Raw genomic sequence first — 18,251 nt, forward strand, 5'->3', positions numbered from 1 at the left:
CATTACATCCTTTAACATGGAGTAATCCGAGTGAGTGAAATCAACATGAATCAAAGCATTGCTGCTGGCACCCATAACAACGAAAAAAACTTTTTTTTTCCGTTAGCAGCAATGACAACCCTGTTTTTCTTATGGGGTTTTATAACTGTATTTAACGATGTATTAATTCCGAGATTAAAAAGTGTCTTTGACTTAAACTACACCGAAGCAATGTTAATTCAATTTTGTTTCTTCATTGCCTATTTTGTCGTTTCCCTTCCAGCTGGCTCTTTAGTAAAACGATTTGGATATCAAAAAGGTATAATCATTGGTTTGATTGTCGCCGCGTGTGGCTGCCTATTGTTTTACCCCGCAGTGATTGTACACCAGTACTGGATCTTCTTGACTGCACTGTTTGTAATGGCGTCAGGTATTGTGATCTTACAGGTATCTGCCAACCCGTATGTTGCAGCGCTGGGCACCTCTAAAACAGCCTCAAGCCGCTTAAACTTAGCCCAAGCACTTAATTCACTCGGCACAACACTCGGCCCAATCGCAGGCGGTATGCTGCTCTTTGGCGCTGGTGGTGCAATGGCTGTAGAAGCTGCAAGTGCAGATTCGGTAAAAGTACCATATCTCGTTATTGCAGGGGTTTTGGTTGCTATTGCCGTGGTATTCGCATTTTTAAAGCTACCTACAATTGAGGCACATGTTGAAACTGTAGACTGCAAAGTTAAAGACAAAAATCTTAAAGAAGCCCCGCATTTGATGATGGGGGTTGTCGCAATCTTTTGTTATGTAGGCGCAGAAGTGTCTATTGGCAGTTTTATTGTAAATTACTTTGCAGAAGCGCATATCGGTGGCTTGGATGCGCCTACAGCAGCCAAGCTACTAGGCTATTATTGGGGTGGTGCCATGGTAGGCCGATTTATCGGTTCGCAAGCACTAAAATATGTAGCGCCATCTAAGGCACTGATCTTTAATTCTGTATTTGTGATGTTGTTGCTGGTTGTAACAATGTCAACAGAAGGGAATGTCGCAATGGTTGCTGTTTTGGCAATTGGTTTATTCAATTCCATTATGTTCCCAACTATCTTTACAATCGCGATTGAGGGCCTAGGCTCGTTGACCAGTAAGGGTTCTGGCTGGTTGTGTTTGGCTATCGTTGGCGGTGCAATTATTCCGTTGTTACAAGGTGTTGTGGCGGATAGCATGCATATTCAAATTAGTTTTATTGTACCACTGGTGTGCTATGTGTTTATTGCATGGTACGGACTTAACGTCGTTAAGTTATCTAAACAATGGCATGATAAAGTAGCCTAGCGCTCAAGCACCCCCTGCAATTAGGCAAGTGTTCACTTGCCTTTTTCATCTTAAATTTATAAATTTCTATCTCATAACTATTGAATACGTATTCATAGACGTTGTATATTAAACTCAGTTGGAACGATCCAATCATAATTTAGAATAAAGGAGAGGCACATGCATCGCTCTATTTGGGCAGCAGCTATGCTGTCACTTACCACTGTATCGTCGGTAAGTGTCGCTAGCGGGTCAAACACGCAGTGGGTTGATACATTTATTGGTACCGGGGGAGATGGTCATACTTTCCCTGGCGCAGTGGTTCCATTTGGTATGGTGCAATTAAGCCCTGATACCGATAACCCGATGCGCGGCGTTTCACCACAACCAGAAATATACAAACGTTGTGCAGGTTATCATTATGACGATCACACCATTGTGGGATTCTCCCATACACATTTCTCAGGTACTGGACATTCTGACCTAGGTGATCTTTTAGTCATGCCTATAACAGGTGATGTCAAACTAGATGCGGGTACAGCAGAAAAACCTGACACAGGTTATCGCTCTCGCTTTTCACACGACAAAGAGTGGTCAGAGCCAGGTTATTATGGTGTCGAACTACAAGACTACAATGTGACGGCTGAACTCACCGCAACAGCACGTGTGGGCATGCACAAATACACCTTTAACAGTCATGATAGTGGTCATGTTCTGTTTGATTTAACTAGCTCTATTTATAACTTTGAAAATAAAGTGATTTGGAGTGATATTCGCAAGGTTGATGACAGAACCCTAGTTGCGTATCGCGCCACAAACGGTTGGGCTAGAAATAGACAAATGTATTTTGCGATTCAGTTCTCTCAACCAATTGAGGACTATCAATTTATCAATCAAGACAACATGCGTTACAGATGCATGAACTGCCTAAATACAAAGCAAAAACATTCAACAATTGAAAATAAAGCGGTAAAAATGACCGCAGGTAAAGCGGTTAAATTTGTTGCATCATTCGATGGCTTAAAAGACAAACCTCTTTACGTAAAAGTTGGTCTTTCAGCTGTTAGCCGTTCAAACGCCCTTGAAAACTTAAATGCAGAGATCCCACATTGGGACTTTGAGAAAGTGCGTGCAGACTCAAAACAACTTTGGGCAAATTATTTAGACAAGGTTGACGTAGAAGGTACGGTTTCTGAAAAACGTCAATTCTACACCGCACTTTATCACGCACTTCAAGCACCGAGCATCTATCAAGATGTTAACGGTCAATATCGTGGCGTTGATGGTGAAATTCATGAAGGTAAAGGGTTTGAACACTACACTCTATTCTCTTTATGGGACACGTACAGAGCACTGCACCCGCTATTAACATATATTGACCCAGACCGTGTATCCGGCATGATCCAGTCCATGTTGGTTCACTACCAGCAAAGCTATGAAAAAATGCTGCCAATTTGGTCTTTCCATGCTCATGAAACTTGGACAATGATTGGTTACCACGCGGTATCGGTTATCGCGGACGCTTACCTAAAGGGCATTAGAGATTACGACATTGACCTAGCAGTTGAAGCGATTACCAATACGGCGAACAACAAAGTATACGATGCGATACCTGAGTACAAAAAGTATGGTTATGTACCTATGGATGTGCTGCCAGAATCTGTGTCGATCACTTTAGAATATGCCTACGACGACTATGCGATTGCACGCATGTTTGAAGCCATGGGTAAAACTGAACTGGCTAAAGATTACTATGCACGTGCAATGAGCTATCGAAATGTATTTGACCCACAAACCAAGTTTATGCGTGGTCGTGATACGAAAGGTAACTGGAATCCAGACTTCAATGCGTACGAAGCAAAGTACATGGGTGCATTCACAGAAGGTAACTCAATGCAATACAGCTTCTATGTGCCACATGATGTCGCAGGTCTGATTGACTTAATGGGTGGTGACGATGCCTTTGAGCAGCGCCTCGATGATCTATTTGATACACACTTGTCCGCTGACATGATTAAAGAGCATGAAGATATTGCAGGTCTTATCGGCAACTATGCACATGGTAATGAACCAAGCCACCATATTGCATATCTATACAACTATGCAGGTAAGCCTTGGCGTACACAAGAGCGTATTCGTCAGATCATGGATACATTGAGCTCTGATAAACCAGATGGCTTGGCAGGTAACGATGACGTAGGTCAGATGTCAGCATGGTATATTTTCTCTGCAATGGGCTTTTACCCTGTCGCGCCGGGTGATTTAGCTTATGCAATTGGTGCGCCTCAAACGCCAAAAGTAACACTTAAACTTGCCAACGGTAAAACGTTTACAACCACGGCAAAAGGTTTGAGCAAAACACACAAATATATTCAGTCTGTTAGTTTAAATGGTAAGCCGCTAACACGTAACTATCTGACTCATGACGATATCATGGCTGGTGGTGAATTAAAGTATGTTATGAGCGATAAGCCTAATAAAGCGTGGGGTAGCGATATTACCGCGCGTCCGCCTTCAATGTCGGAGTATCACTAAGTATGACAATTAAGACTGCAATCACTACGCTTGCAGTGGCTGTGGGCCTATTGGCTCACAGCGCATCAGCGTTAGAGAATATCAATACAGACATCAAACCGATTCAATTTGATGCAGACATTGCCTGGCAAAACTTTTCGTTACCCAACGTTCAAATACGTAACTTTAGCAAAGAAGCAGTGCCCGTATGGCAGCACGTCAACGTTGATTTGATCAAGCAAATTTCATACAACGTCGCGCGTATTTTGTATAGCCAAAAGCATCGAGCGCCCCAGCTACCATTGCTGGAGATCATCGTTGAAGATATGAAAGGAGTTGCCTATAAAGAAGGTGACTTTAACGGCGCAAAAATACACATCAGTGCGCAGTATCTCAATAAATTTGCTGAAAACCATAGTGAGCAAGCGCTTTATGATGAGCTCATTGGCGTGCTTTACCATGAAATTGCACATGCCTATCAATTGGACGATCACAATTATAAAGAGATTGGACCTATCATTGAAGGCATTGCGGATGTGGTGAGAATGAAAGGTGGGTATGTCGATTTTGCACATAGAAAGACCGGAGGCAATTATGACTCAGGTTATAAAACAACCGCATTTTTCTTGCACTGGTTAGAGCAGAATCATCACCCTAACTTGTTGGTAGAACTAAACGCCCAATTAGATCCCTCTGATAATAAAAAGTGGACTTGGCAAACCTTCTCCTCTGAGCTGGAAATCAGCTTGGATACGGCTTGGTCTGATTATCAAAGTAAACTCTAATATTAGTTCTTTTTTACTAGCTAAAAGGCGGGCCATACCTGCCTTTTTTTGTGCCAATTAAAAATAATTCAATAAATTTATAATAGAAAGATAAAAACTGCCGATAACATAAGACAAAGCTTTAAAGATTTGATACAACCTACTTAGAAGTAGATAAGAATTAAAACAGGATCTGCATGTTTAGCGCCTTTAAATTTACCACCAAAATTACCCTTGCGGCTTCGGTCGTGCTCGTTATCGTTTTAAGTCTATTTACAGTGAATAACTTTGTCTTGATGCGTTCACAGACTCAAGATCAGTTGACACTTGTATTACAAGAGATATCCCAGTCCGTATCGCAAAATATTGCTAATTGGCTAAATGATAGATTAGACATCGTGCAGTCGGTTGCACAAGGTCACCTTAAGTCAGACAGTAATGAAGAGGTACGTAGAAGGCTGCAAACAGCAGCTAAAGCTGGCCACTTCAAAAATACCTTTATTGGTACACCAGACGGCCAATTTGTATTAAATGACGCCTCTATTGTATTACCGAGCGACTTTGATGCGACAACGCGTCCTTGGTATCAATTGGCAATGCGGAAAAGAGATACCGCTTTTACCACACCATATACAGATGCAACTACCAATGAGCTGACGATTACTGCGGTTGTACCAGTTTATAGCAACGGAGTTTTGTCTGGAGCAACAGGTGGTGACATAGATATGGCCACTATTACTCAGATCATTAATGAGATTGATTTCTTAGGTTTTGGTTACGGTTTCTTACTCGATGGAGAAGGGCGCATTTTAAGTCACCCAAATACGCAAATGAACGACAAAAATATGCGTGACTTATTCGGCCAGCAGCTGAACTTGCAAGAAGACTTTGTCGAAATAGAAATCGACGGAACAGAAAAACTCGTATCGTTTGTCAAAATGCACGGTATCAAAAATGTTGAGTGGTATCTTGGCGTTGTTATCGACAAAGAAATTGCTTATTCCTCGATTTCATCATTCAGAAATATGGCTCTGATCTACATGTTATTGGGTGTAGTCGTAATTGTCGTTATGATGCAAGTGCTGTTGAAATATCTAATGAGACCAATGACCCATCTCAATGAGGCCATCAAAGATATTGCTCAAGGTGAGGGTGATTTGACTCGGCGCTTAGTTGTGGAAAATAACGATGAATTTGGAGAGCTTTCAAACTACTTCAATTTGTTTGTAGAAAAAATTCATCAAAGTATAGGCAAGGTTAAAAGTACAACAGATGCGTTAGAAAATGTTATGGAAGGTCTGCAAAGACAAACTCAAGATGCATTGGATATCTATACTGAACAAACTAAACGTACCGACAATGTCGCAACAGCAATCAATGAGTTGTCTTCTAGCGCTATTGAAATCTCAAACAATGCCAAGCACGCATCTGAGTTAGCAACTGGCGCAAATACAATGTCTGATGAAAGCCAATCCGCGCTGAACTCAAATATTGAAGAGATCGGCGCATTGAGTTCAAAAATGCAAGAAGCTCAGTCAACTATTGACGGTCTTGATAGACTGACAGCCAGCATCGGACAAGTATTAGAAGTTATTAAGGGAGTCAGCGAGCAGACAAACCTATTGGCACTCAATGCTGCGATAGAAGCTGCTCGTGCTGGTGAGGCTGGGCGTGGATTTGCAGTCGTTGCCGACGAAGTTAGGCAGCTTGCACAACGTACCCAAGAATCTACACAAGAAATTGAAAACACCATTGCTGAGTTACAACAAGGCTCAGCGTCAGCTGTTGCTGTTATGAAGCTCAGTATTGAAGACTCCAGCGCGAGTGCAGAGCAAGCGCAGTCAGCTGGCACAAAAATGCAAGAGGTGTCTCATGCAATTGAATCGATCGATGGAATGAACCATGCGGTGGCTAATGCGACACAAGAGCAAAATACAGTAATTCAATCATTGGATAGTGATATCCACGGCATAAGTGATTTATGTGTTCAGGGGAGTGCGAGCTTGCAGCAAACCTTAGATGAATGCAAAACACTAAAATTGCAATTTGATGAATTAGAAAACATGATGAATAAATTTAAAGTTTAATTATATTAGGGCTGTATAAATACAGCCCTTTTTTAAATGTTGAACTAAATAGCACAAACCCTCCTTTAAAATAATATTACAGCTGTAACATTAACGTATTATTTGCGCAACACGGCTGTCATTTTTCATATTTAAACTGCACACACTTCAAAATTGGAACAAGCAAATATTATAAAAGGTGTGTGAGATGAAGTGCGTTAACCAATTGCTTTTAGCGGGCGCGTTTGCAGTAGCAAGCAGTACGCAGGCAAACGATCTCAATCAAGTAATAGACTCTAGCTCTGCAATCAATAATTCAGCGCTAACTTCTCAAAATAAAATCGACGCGATTTCAGATAGTATGCAGTCTCGTCTGCAGCAATTTAGAACGTTGAATAAGGAAATCGAAGGTCTTGTTGTTTATAACAGCCAATTAGAAAAGCAAGTTAATAACCAACTTGAAGAAATGGCAGCTATCAACGCTTCAATGGACCAAGTATCGGTAATAGAACGTCAGATCACTCCACTAATGCTGCGCATGATCACTGGCCTTGAGCAATTTGTTGCTTTAGATGTGCCATTTTTACCAGAGGAGAGAGCAAAGCGAATCGCCTCTCTTAGAACCCTGATGGACAGAGCCGACATCACATCCAGTGAAAAATTCAGACGTGTACTTGAAGCCTATCAAGTCGAAGTAGAGTACGGACGTACAATCGAAGCATACTCAACACTACTCACCATTGATGGACAAGAGCGTGAAGTCGATATGTTGCGTATCGGACGCCTTGAGCTGTTATACGTCACTAAAGACTCTGCAAAAGCAGGTAGTTGGAACCGAGAGTCAAAGCAATTCGAAGCTTTGCCTAATACCAACATCAGCCAAATCAATAAAGGGGTTCGCATTGCGCGCAAACAACTAGCCCCAGATATGTTAACTCTGCCAATTCAAGCTGCTCAATAAAGAGGTATAACTAATGAGCTTTTTAAAATCATTTAGTCGCAAAGCATTACTTGTATCCTCAATGGCCTTAAGTGCATCAGCTCTGGCAAATGAAGCAATGGATCTAGATTCTTTGTTGAAAACGCTAGAATCTGGTCAGGCTGCGCAAACACAACAAAACCAGCAACGTGAAGCTGAGTTTAAAGCGCGCGAAAATCAGCAAGTACAAATGCTAAATGACTTAAAGTCAGACCGAAACAATCAGCTTAACCGTTCTGAGCGCATGGAAACACTGTTTGAAGAAAACGAAATCAAGCTGGGTAACTTAAGCGACACGTTATCCAAGCGTATGGGTTCTTTAAAAGAGCTGTTTGGTGTGCTTCAGCAAGCTTCTGGTGATGCGAGTTCAAAGTTCAGGACCTCTGTTGTGTCTGCTCAAATTCCAAATCGTAGCGATGTGATGGATGAAATGGCCAAGAAAATGGGCTCAACATCTAAGCTTGCATCTATCGAAGATATTGAAAAAGTTTGGTTTGAACTACAACGTGAAATGACCGAGCAAGGCAAAGTGACTCGCTATAACACGGATGTCATTGTAGCTGGTGGTGAGAAGATCAACAAAGAAGTTGTACGTGTTGGTGCATTTAACCTAATTGCCGACGGACAATACCTAAATTACAGCCCTGAAACCAATACTATTTCGGAGTTGACACGTCAACCTGTATCTCGTTTCCAACAAAGTGCGGGTGACTTGCAGGCTGCAAACTCGGGCATTGTTGACTTTGCATTAGACCCAACTGGTGGTTCTATCTTGGGTTTATTAGTACAGGCACCTAATCGTAAAGAACAGGTAGAGCAAGGTGGTGTAGTTGGGTATGTCATTTTAGCAGTTGGTGCTTTAGCACTCCTTATTGCACTAGAGCGTTTTGTTTCACTGATGCTGATTGGTGCCAAAATCAAACGCCAGCTTAAATCGGATGTTGCTAAAGACGACAACCCGCTGGGTCGCGTTATGAAAGTCAAAGATCAATACCCTGATGTAGCTTATGACACGCTTGAGCTTAAATTGAGTGAAGCAATTTTGCGTGAAATGCCAAAAATCACTCGCAACCTAACTTTGATTAAAATCATCTCAGTGGTTGCCCCTCTGCTAGGTCTACTTGGTACGGTAACCGGTATGATCAACACATTCCAAGCAATTACACTGTTTGGTACTGGTGACCCGAAACTAATGGCTGGTGGTATCTCAACTGCGCTTGTAACTACGGTATTGGGCCTAGTAGTCGCTATCCCAACAGTGTTCTTATACACGCTATTGAACACGCGTTCACGCAACCTTCTGCTTATTCTTCAAGAGCAAAGTGCGGGCATTATCGCTGAGCGCAGTGAGAAAGGAGCGTAATCATGGTGCTACTAGTAGATGCTATCACTGCACTACAAGAGTTCCTTGATACTGGTGGCCAGGTTCTCCTGGTCATCGCAGTAGTCACCTTTGCTATGTGGTTACTTATCCTGGAACGCTTTATGTACTTTTTTGGAAAGTATAGGGGATACAAAAAGCAGACAGTAGAAACCTGGCAAAACAGAAATGAGCGCAACAGCTGGAATGCTGAACAAATCCGTCAAGCCATGATCTCTAAAGCAGGTATTGAACTTAACTGCAACCTGCCTTTTATCAACGTGATGGTTGCGCTGTGTCCTTTATTAGGGCTATTGGGTACGGTAACGGGCATGATTGAAGTATTTAACGTAATGGCTATTACAGGCTCAGGCAGCGCACGTTCAATGGCAGCAGGTGTGTCAAAAGCCACTATCCCAACAATGGCAGGTATGGTTGCAGCATTATCTGGTGTTTTTGCATCGACTTACTTGCAACGAAAAGCGAAACGAGAAGTTGAGCTTTTAGAAGATAAATTGCTGTTAGATCATTAAAGAATTTGAGGTAAAAAAATGAGAGCTCCTCTAGCAAAAGTTTTCCAAGAAGAAGAAACCGAAGAAATTAACATGACGCCTATGTTGGATGTTGTTTTTATCATGCTTATCTTCTTCATCGTTACAGCGACATTCGTCAAAGAAGCGGGCATTGATGTAAACCGCCCAGAAGCGGCAACGGCTGTAAAAAAACAGCGCGCCAATATTTTGGTAGCCATTTCTGACAAAGGTGAGATTTGGATCAACAAGCGCCAAATTGATATTCGTGCTGTACAAGCAAATATCGAGCGTCTTAAAGCGGAAAACCCGCAAGGTAGCGTTGTAATTCAAGCCGACAAGAAAGCAACGACTGAAATTTTAATTAAGGTCATGGATGCGTCAAGAGCCGCGGGTGCCTTTGATGTTTCTATCGCTGCACAGGAATCCTAAGGGAAAACAATGCGCTATATAATTGCATTATTAATTGCTGGTGTAGTTACATTCTTCCTATTTTTGGGAATGCAGGCCTTGATCAATGGTGGCCAAGGCACGGCCACAGAACCTGTTAAAGGCAATGTGCTTGACTTTGTTCGCCTGAAAAAAGAAGAAACAGTCGAGAAGAAAGAGCGTAAGCCACAAAAGCCACCTACACCAAAAGAGCCGCCACCGCCGATGGATGCACCGCAAATGCAAGCAAATAATCTAGATGCGGGCGCTTCAAGCTTTGACTTCTCAGCAAACGTGGACGCCGATGTTGATCTCGCCGGTGGGCTGGCACTGGAATCAAGTGATGGCGAATACTTGCCAATAGTAAAAGTGGCACCAGTATACCCAAGACGCGCGCTTTCAAGAGGTATTGAAGGATATGTATTGGTTGAGTTTGTGGTTACAAAGCAAGGCACAGTGAGAGACCCAAAAGTGCTTAAAGCTGAGCCAGAGAACATTTTCAATCGCGCCGCAATGGATGCTGCACTGAAGTTTAAGTACAAGCCTCGTGTCGTAAACGGCGAAGCTGTAGAAGTGGCTGGTGTACAAAACAAAATCACCTTCCAAATTAACGGTTAGTGAAATTAGGAGTTTGTATTATGAAGTTAATAAAAAACGCATTGGCACTGAGTGCCGCTGCACTGGCCATTAATGCTTCTATTAGTCTTGTTTCTTTGGTACCTGAGGTGTCATTTTCGAGTGCATACGCTGCGACAAAGACAAAACGTGTGCCTGCGCTAAGGGAAAAAGTATACAGCCAACTCGCCAGAGCTCAAAAGCTGGCTGATGACGGTAATGTTCAAGAAGGTCTTGAGGTACTTGACTCAATTAAAGAGCGCTCATCGAGTATGAATTCGTACGAAGTGGCCATGATGCATAACTTTTATGGGTTTATTTACTACAACGAGAATGAGTTGAGTAAAGCCATCGCATCGTTTGAAAAGGTTGTTGCCGAAGAGGCTATTCCTGAGTCTTTAAAACTGTCCACGACATTTAGTTTGGCACAGCTTGCAATGGCTAATGGCGACTATGAAAAAACAGTGGTGTATTTAGATAACTGGAAAGCGCTAAATACACAACCGATAAAGAGCAACTATTATACATTAAAAGCGCAAGCGCTTTATCAAAACAAGTCATACAAAGATGCATTGGAAAATATCAATGTTGCCATCTCCCTATCTGAGTCAAAAAACGAAGTGCCTAAGGAGAACTGGTTAGTACTTCAAAGGGCTCTATATTACTCATTAAACCAGCCAGAAAATGTAGTAGCGACATTGGAAAAAATGGTTCAGCTATTTGACAAGCCACAGTATTGGATACAGTTGGGTGGCATGTATGGTGAGGTTGGAGATGAGAAAAAGCAATTGGCTATATTAGAGACTGCAAAACAGCGCGGATTTATTAAAACTAAGTCAGAAGTTTTGCAACTTGCTCAAGTTTATTTGTATAACGGATTGCCTTTTAAAGCAGCTCAAACATTAAAGCAGGGCATAGATAGTAAAGTAATAGATAACTCTGAAAAGAACTTATCTTTTATTGCTGAAGCGTATGTTCAAGCAAAAGATGATGAAAAATCAATTGCTTTCTTTAAGGAAGCTGACAAATTAGCCTCTCATGGTAAATTTCAACAGCGACTTGCAGAAGTATACATTAATATGGAGCATTATAATGAAGCCGCTGATGCAGCAAGAGCTGCATTAGATAAAGGTGGTTTAACATTTGAATCTAATGCTTATGTTGCACTTGGTATGGCGCAATATAACTTGGAAAATTTTGACGCATCTATATTGGCATTTGAACAGGCAGAAAAACACAAAAAATCTGCAAGACTGGCTAAACAGTGGATTAAATATGTTCAAAACGAAAAGCTTCATAAATTGAGTTTAAAACAAGCTGTTCTTTAATTTATTGTTAAATATTCGCAACACCAAAGCCGCCTTCGGGTGGCTTTTTTATTTTTAATTAATATTTATTATGTCATTTTAAATTATAAAAACTGTCACCCATTTGTAACACGTTAAATCTATTCTGGCTCCATTAAATAAATACCGTTATAACAATTATATCTTTGGAGACCAACATGAACCTTTCTGGTTTATTTAAAGTAAGCTTAATTTCTTCTGCTCTTGTACTTGCTGGTTGCGGCGGCGACATCAATATCACACCTACTAACAATGACAACCATGTAGACAACTCAGTTGAAAATCCGGTCGTTGTTCCAGATACAGGTAATGATGATAACGATAAGCCTGTTGAATTACCTTGTGCGAGCTACGCGATAGATGGCACAACATTCAAAGGTGACCAGGATGGTACACACTGTAAATACAGCCAAGCGTTCGCGAGCAATGCAAAGAACATTACATCTTCTTTCCTATTAGAAGCATTGCCTGACGGTGGTGCTCACATTTTCGAAGGCGCACTATTCATCGGTGATGACGTGCAAACTTCTGAAGGTGAAACGGTTGATCCAAATGGCCCAACACTGACGATTGAAGCTGGTGCGACAATCGCATTTACAAAGGCTGAAAACTTTGTACGTATCGGTCGTGGTTCTAAAATTCACGCTGTGGGTGAGCTAGGTAAGCCAATTACTTTTACGTCGATTAAAGAAATCGATGGTGATGATACAACTGTACCAGCGATGCAGGACTGGGGCGGAATTCAAATCAATGGTATGGCTACAACAGAGAGCTGTTCAAAGACTGCTGCTGATGAAGGCAAATGTGACGCAAAAGCTGAAGGCGTAATTTCTTACTACGGCGGTAACAATGATGCTGACAACAGTGGTTCTTTAGAGCACGTTGTTGTTAAGTTTGCTGGTAATGGTGTTGAAGGCGATGAGCTAAACTCTATTACGCTAAACGCTGTAGGTTCAGGCACTAAGATTGAATACATCCACATTCACCAAGGCTACGATGATGGCATCGAGCTATTCGGTGGACAAGTTAACTTAAAGCACATTGTTGTCACTGAAACAGCGGATGACGGTATCGACTGGGATACAGGTTGGAAAGGTAATGGCCAATTCATCCTTGTTCAAACTCTGACTCAGGGTAACCACGGTTTCGAAACAGACGGTGGTAAAGATGACCCAACAACTGCTGATAAAGCAACAACTGTATCAAATCCAACAATTGCAAACGCAACAGTTGTAAGCAACGGTATCAAAGGTCCTCGTGGTCACGGTGCTGGTATGGAAATGAAAGAGTGGGGCAAAGCTCAGCTTCATAACATGCTATTTGTGAGCAAGGGTACTGAAGATGGTTCAGGTTGTTTTGACCTAATGAACAAAAATGACTTGTCGGGCGCTGCGGGCATTCATGCTAACGCGAAGAATGGTGAAATCAAGTTCCACAACTCAATTTTTGCTTGTGCGAAGAACTTCGAGTCAACAAAAGTTCCACTTGTAGGTGATTTAGCTGACTTCAACATCGAAACTTGGTTCACGGACGATGGTAACAAGTTAGTCGGCTTTAACTCATTCTCAAATGTACTTGGTGACGACTTAGCAACAACAAAAGGCACAATCCTAGACAAAGATGGTAATGCTATCGAAGCTGTTGAAACTTCTAAACTAAGCGACGAAAACTCATTCTTTACTGACGTAACTTACGTAGGTGCGTTAGGCGAAGATGAAACGGACACTAACTGGGCTAAATTCGTAGCTGAGTCAATCGCTCGTACAAAATAATCTAAGCCATATAAGAACAAATTGAAGGGCGCTTTAATGCGCCCTTTGTGAATCAATATTTTGGTTTAGAGGAATTACAAATGAAACCAATCAAAGTGTTCAAAACAAATTTGATAACGATTTCTTTGCTTTCTCTGTTAAGTCCTTTGTCTACACATGTAATGGCAGAAGAGACAGCCCAAGAAATAGAAGAAGTTGTTGCAGTAGGTAGCCGCCTCAAAGGCAGCGCGAGTGCGGTAATCGAAGAGCGTAAAAATCAAGCATTTGTTGCAGATATCATGGGCTCTGAGCAGATCTCTCGTACTGGCGATAGTGATGCAGCGTCTGCGCTACGTCGTGTGACTGGCTTGAGTTTGGTAAATGATAAGTTCATTTATGTTCGAGGCCTCGGTGAACGATACTCTAGCGTGAGACTTAATGGCGCTCAAGTGCCAAGTCCAGACTTAACTCGTAATGTCATTCCGCTTGATATATTCCCATCAAGCATCATCGAATCTTTGGCAGTGCAAAAAGCCTATTCACCAAATATGCCTGCGGCATTTGGTGGTGGTGATGTAAACATCAGAACAAAAAGCATCCCGAACGATCGTGTTATAAAGCTAGAAATTGGTGTGACACACAAAGATACCAATGATCATGGCTTTGTTTATAACGGTAGTGATGATGACTGGTTAGGTGAAGATGATGGTTTGCGTGCAATGCCTGCAACGATGACATCGGCACTGAACAAATATATCAATGGTATCTCCGATATTTCGGTTCTGAATATCCGTGATATTGAGTCTAAAGAGCGTGGTGAAGCTGTTTCTCAGGAAGAGGCCGTAGCAATTAACAAGTCACTTACTAAATCACTTCATCGTGATTTTGGTATGGTCGAAAAAGATTTGGACCCAGATTTTGGCGGTAAGCTTGTTTACGGTGACAAATTTGACGATGTATTTGGGCTAGGTGGTGCGTTAGGCTTTTTATTCTCTGCGGCATACGACCATGAGTGGTCGCATAGCAAAGGATACTCAGCTGTATTATCTTCAGTAGAAGTTAACCCAGATGACTGCTCAAAGTCTGATTTGGAGTGTTACTCTGCAAGAACAGATAAAGAGTCAACGAAGAAAAATGTTAAGTTAAATACTTCTTTGAACCTTGGCTACAAATTGGATGGTCATGACTTAAACGCATCTTATATGAAGCTAAGAGATACTGAAGATGAAGCTGCTGTGTCTCTATACCAAGAGCCATCTAAGTCTCTAAGTATCGCGGATGGCGAAGTTCAACGTAAAAACCTTACGTCTTTTGAGCAGCGTGAGCTAGAAGTAATTCAATTCCGTGGTAATCACAACATTGAATATGACTTTATCAAGGGTGTTGGTTTCGACTGGCAATATACAGATTCAACCGCTACGACTGATATTCCGAGTGAGTTAGAGATCACAGCGCGAGATCGCTACACTGGCGGGACTTATACTGACACATACACAAGTGGTGCATTAGGGGGCGACCCTTTCTTATACCGCTTTGTTGATATGGAAGATAAGGTTGAAAACTATAGCTGGAATCTTTCTAAAGTCTTCTACTTCGATTCTTCTGAAGTAGAGCTCAAAGGTGGTGGTTATTTCGTTGACAAGACACGTGAATACAAAACTGACTTCTTCAAGTATCGTTTTGGACCGAGTGAAAATATCACGCTCGCAACAAATAAAAATGAAGCTTTAGGTATCGGCAGTATTTTCAGAGATGATAGTCGTGTAGACGATACTGATGTTGAACTACTATTCCAAGAACCAATTGCAGATGATTACCTTGCGGCGCAAAAAATCGATGCTTATTACGGTAGCTTTGATTATGTGTATGCAAATGACTGGCGATTTTCAGGCGGTTTGAGATATGAAGACTTTAGACAAGTCGCGCTGGCTTTCTCACGCTCTACTTTTGATGCTGAATTACTGAAGGACAAGTTAAGCGGCGAAGCAATTCAAAAGTCGACAGTAATGGAAGACGAGACGTTTGGTTCACTATCCATGACGTATAGCCAACCTACGTACCAAGTACGTGCAGGCTGGGGTCAAACAATCGTTCGTCCTGATTTACGTGAGCTGACACCTGTTCAATATCAAGATCCACTGACTGACTACAGAACATTAGGTAACCCAAGGCTGGAATCGAGCCACTTAGATAACTTTGACTTACGCGTTGAGTTTTACTTTGAAAGCGGTGATAACTTCTCTGTTGGCGCATTTTACAAAGACATTGACAAGCCAATCGAAGCACAGCTAAATGAGTCGGATGGTCGATTCACTCTTGAGTTTGAAAATGCTGACTCAGCCTATGTTTACGGCTTGGAAGCAGAGTGGCTGGTGGAGTTGTCGTCTGACTTCTTAGGTGGCGCATTCTTCACTTCAGGTAACTTAACAGTGAGTGACTCTGAAGTTGAAATTCTAGAGCTTGATAGCGGTGATTTGACAAACCTGAAGCGTCGTATGACTGGTCACTCTAAATACGTAGCTAACTTGCAGTTGAACTATGACTCTCATGATGGCAACCATCAGGGCTCGGTGATTTACAACGTCTTTGGTGACCGTATCTTAGCGGCAGGTGTGAATGGTTTTGACGATGCTTACGAGCAACCGATCAATTCTTTAGACTTGGTGTATAGTTACTACCCAACTTTCAGTACAACTGTAACCTTTAAAGTTAAGAACCTATTGGGTCAAGACTTTGAAGTAGAGCAAAACGATGTGCTTATCCGTTCAAAGGAAACTGCGCAACAAGTTAGCTTAGACTTTGCGATAGAATTTTAATATTAAAAACTGTTCAAAAAAAGGCCGCCGTTAAGGCGGCCTTTTTATTTTTGCGATTAACTTAATAATTATAAATATTATTTAGTATAATTATTTTAATCTCTCCTAAATATGTACCCATTTAAATCGTCTTCATTTTAACTTGGAATATTATCTATAAAATTTAATAACTTTCATGTGAGAAATATTACATTTACGTAAAGGTAAACATATATTAAATTTAGATTTTTTTTATAACCTAGATCAATATTTAGAATGATTTTTACTTGAAAATAGTACTAAAGTGACTCATAATAGCTAACACAAAAAGGTTATCGCATATCCTTACCACATTCAGGTATTTTGTTTACATAAAATAAACATATTACCAAAACAGAGTTCTAGTTTGATGCATAGCATCAAGCTTGGACGCAACCTTTACATGTTGTATCCAAACCCCGCATCGCGGGGTTTTTTTATGCTTTCTGACTGCTTTCACCACGTGATATCGACAGCTCTTTGACTGTAAAACAGTGTTACGCTCGTTCCGCCAAAAACTTCTATATCTCCGTTACATGAGTAATTCGCTTAACGACTAAAAAAGTACTAGAGATGGCAAGTTAATTTTGATAGGTTAGACGTCTAGACGTACCCCTCACGCAATGAGTCATTTAAAATTAAATAAGGGTAATGTAATGAACAATGTTGGATTTATCGGCTGGCGCGGTATGGTTGGCTCAGTATTAATGGAGCGTATGCAACAAGAAGGTGACTTTGCTCATCTTGACGCGCATTTTTTTACTACATCTCAGGCGGGCCAGCTAGGACCTGACTTTGCTGGTGAAGCCAAACCACTTAATAACGCTTATGATCTGCCTTCTCTAAAGAAGATGGACATTATTGTTTCATGCCAGGGTGGTGACTATACCAAAGAAGTTTATCAGCCTTTGCGTGATGCTGGTTGGCAAGGATACTGGATTGACGCGGCTTCTGCACTGCGTATGTCCAGTGATAGTATTATTGTTTTAGATCCTGTCAATAATGATGTTATTCAGCAGGGACTAGAGCAGGGTGTTAAAACGTTTGTAGGCGGAAATTGCACCGTTTCTTTGATGTTACTAGCGCTTGGTGGGCTATTTGAAAAAGATCTCATCGAGTGGATAAGCCCGATGACCTATCAGGCTGCATCAGGTGCTGGAGCGCGTAATATGAGAGAGCTCATCACACAAATGGGTGAGATCCACGGTAGCGTAAAATCTCAGCTAGAAAGCCCTTCATCAGCGATTCTGGAAATAGACAAAATTGTAGCAGACAAACTCAAAGATAATGAATTACCAAAAGACCAATTTGGCGTGCCACTAGCTGGCAGTTTGATCCCTTGGATTGATGTTCCAATGGAATCAGGCCAAAGTAAAGAAGAGTGGAAAGCAGAGGTTGAGGCCAATAAAATTTTAGGGTCAATCAAGCAACCTATACCGGTAGATGGCCTTTGTGTCAGGGTAGGCGCAATGCGCTGTCATTCTCAGGCGCTAACCATCAAACTTCGTGAGGACATTGAGGTTAGCGAGATTGAAAGAATTCTCGATGAACACAATGAGTGGGTAAAAGTTATTCCTAATGAAAGAGGTATAACTGAGCAGGAGCTGACTCCTGTGAAAGTCACTGGATCTTTGCATATTCCAATTGGCAGGATCAGAAAGTTGTCTATGGGCGATAAATTCATCAGCGCATTCACTGTGGGCGACCAGTTACTATGGGGAGCAGCCGAGCCGTTAAGACGCATGCTCAGAATCATCACAGGTTAGCAGCTAAAAGTGCCTA

13 protein-coding genes are annotated in these 18,251 nt (G+C 41.6%); all 13 read left to right on the forward strand.

Annotation, left to right across the window (positions count from 1 at the left end; all coding sequences use genetic code 11):
- Positions 1-30: 30 nt before the first annotated feature.
- The 13 genes from QNM18_RS16275 (at position 31) to asd (ending at position 18,235) form a co-directional block, all read left to right on the forward strand.
- Positions 31-1,302, forward strand: a complete 1,272-nt coding sequence (locus QNM18_RS16275) for a sugar MFS transporter (protein ID WP_417714822.1) — start codon at positions 31-33, stop codon at positions 1,300-1,302.
- 186 nt (positions 1,303-1,488) lie between these two features.
- Positions 1,489-3,816, forward strand: a complete 2,328-nt coding sequence (locus QNM18_RS16280) for a GH92 family glycosyl hydrolase (RefSeq protein WP_284137920.1) — start codon at positions 1,489-1,491, stop codon at positions 3,814-3,816.
- Positions 3,817-3,818: 2 nt separating this feature from the next.
- Complete coding sequence (locus QNM18_RS16285; RefSeq protein WP_284137803.1) at positions 3,819-4,580, forward strand: basic secretory protein-like protein; 762 nt, start codon at positions 3,819-3,821, stop codon at positions 4,578-4,580.
- A 176-nt stretch (positions 4,581-4,756) separates the two neighbouring features.
- Positions 4,757-6,646, forward strand: coding sequence for a methyl-accepting chemotaxis protein (locus QNM18_RS16290; RefSeq protein WP_211008771.1), 1,890 nt, complete (start codon positions 4,757-4,759; stop codon positions 6,644-6,646).
- Between the two features lie 187 nt (positions 6,647-6,833).
- The gene (locus QNM18_RS16295; RefSeq protein WP_284137804.1) at positions 6,834-7,586 is read left to right on the forward strand and encodes a DUF3450 domain-containing protein; all 753 of its coding nucleotides are present in this window, start codon (positions 6,834-6,836) and stop codon (positions 7,584-7,586) included.
- A 61-nt stretch (positions 7,587-7,647) separates the two neighbouring features.
- A complete protein-coding gene (locus QNM18_RS16300) occupies positions 7,648-8,967 on the forward strand; it encodes a MotA/TolQ/ExbB proton channel family protein (protein WP_417714824.1) in 1,320 nt (439 codons plus the stop codon).
- A 2-nt stretch (positions 8,968-8,969) separates the two neighbouring features.
- A complete protein-coding gene (locus QNM18_RS16305; RefSeq protein ID WP_211008774.1) occupies positions 8,970-9,497 on the forward strand; it encodes a MotA/TolQ/ExbB proton channel family protein in 528 nt (175 codons plus the stop codon).
- Positions 9,498-9,515: 18 nt separating this feature from the next.
- Positions 9,516-9,926, forward strand: a complete 411-nt coding sequence (locus tag QNM18_RS16310) for an ExbD/TolR family protein (RefSeq protein WP_023399110.1) — start codon at positions 9,516-9,518, stop codon at positions 9,924-9,926.
- 9 nt (positions 9,927-9,935) lie between these two features.
- Complete coding sequence (locus QNM18_RS16315) at positions 9,936-10,541, forward strand: energy transducer TonB (RefSeq protein WP_211008775.1); 606 nt, start codon at positions 9,936-9,938, stop codon at positions 10,539-10,541.
- A gap of 20 nt (positions 10,542-10,561) precedes the next feature.
- Positions 10,562-11,866, forward strand: a complete 1,305-nt coding sequence (locus QNM18_RS16320) for a tetratricopeptide repeat protein (protein ID WP_284137806.1) — start codon at positions 10,562-10,564, stop codon at positions 11,864-11,866.
- A 176-nt stretch (positions 11,867-12,042) separates the two neighbouring features.
- On the forward strand, positions 12,043-13,656 hold the full coding sequence (locus QNM18_RS16325) for a hypothetical protein (RefSeq protein WP_211008777.1): 1,614 nt from the start codon (positions 12,043-12,045) through the stop codon (positions 13,654-13,656).
- A gap of 80 nt (positions 13,657-13,736) precedes the next feature.
- Positions 13,737-16,451 (forward strand): TonB-dependent receptor plug domain-containing protein, encoded by a 2,715-nt coding sequence (locus QNM18_RS16330; RefSeq protein WP_211008778.1) that lies wholly within the window; start codon positions 13,737-13,739, stop codon positions 16,449-16,451.
- 674 nt (positions 16,452-17,125) lie between these two features.
- Complete coding sequence (asd, locus tag QNM18_RS16335; protein ID WP_284137807.1) at positions 17,126-18,235, forward strand: aspartate-semialdehyde dehydrogenase; 1,110 nt, start codon at positions 17,126-17,128, stop codon at positions 18,233-18,235.
- Positions 18,236-18,251 lie beyond the last annotated feature (16 nt).

Origin of the sequence: Pseudoalteromonas obscura (genome assembly GCF_030135505.1) — a bacterium.
Taxonomy (GTDB): Bacteria; Pseudomonadota; Gammaproteobacteria; order Enterobacterales; family Alteromonadaceae; genus Pseudoalteromonas; species Pseudoalteromonas obscura.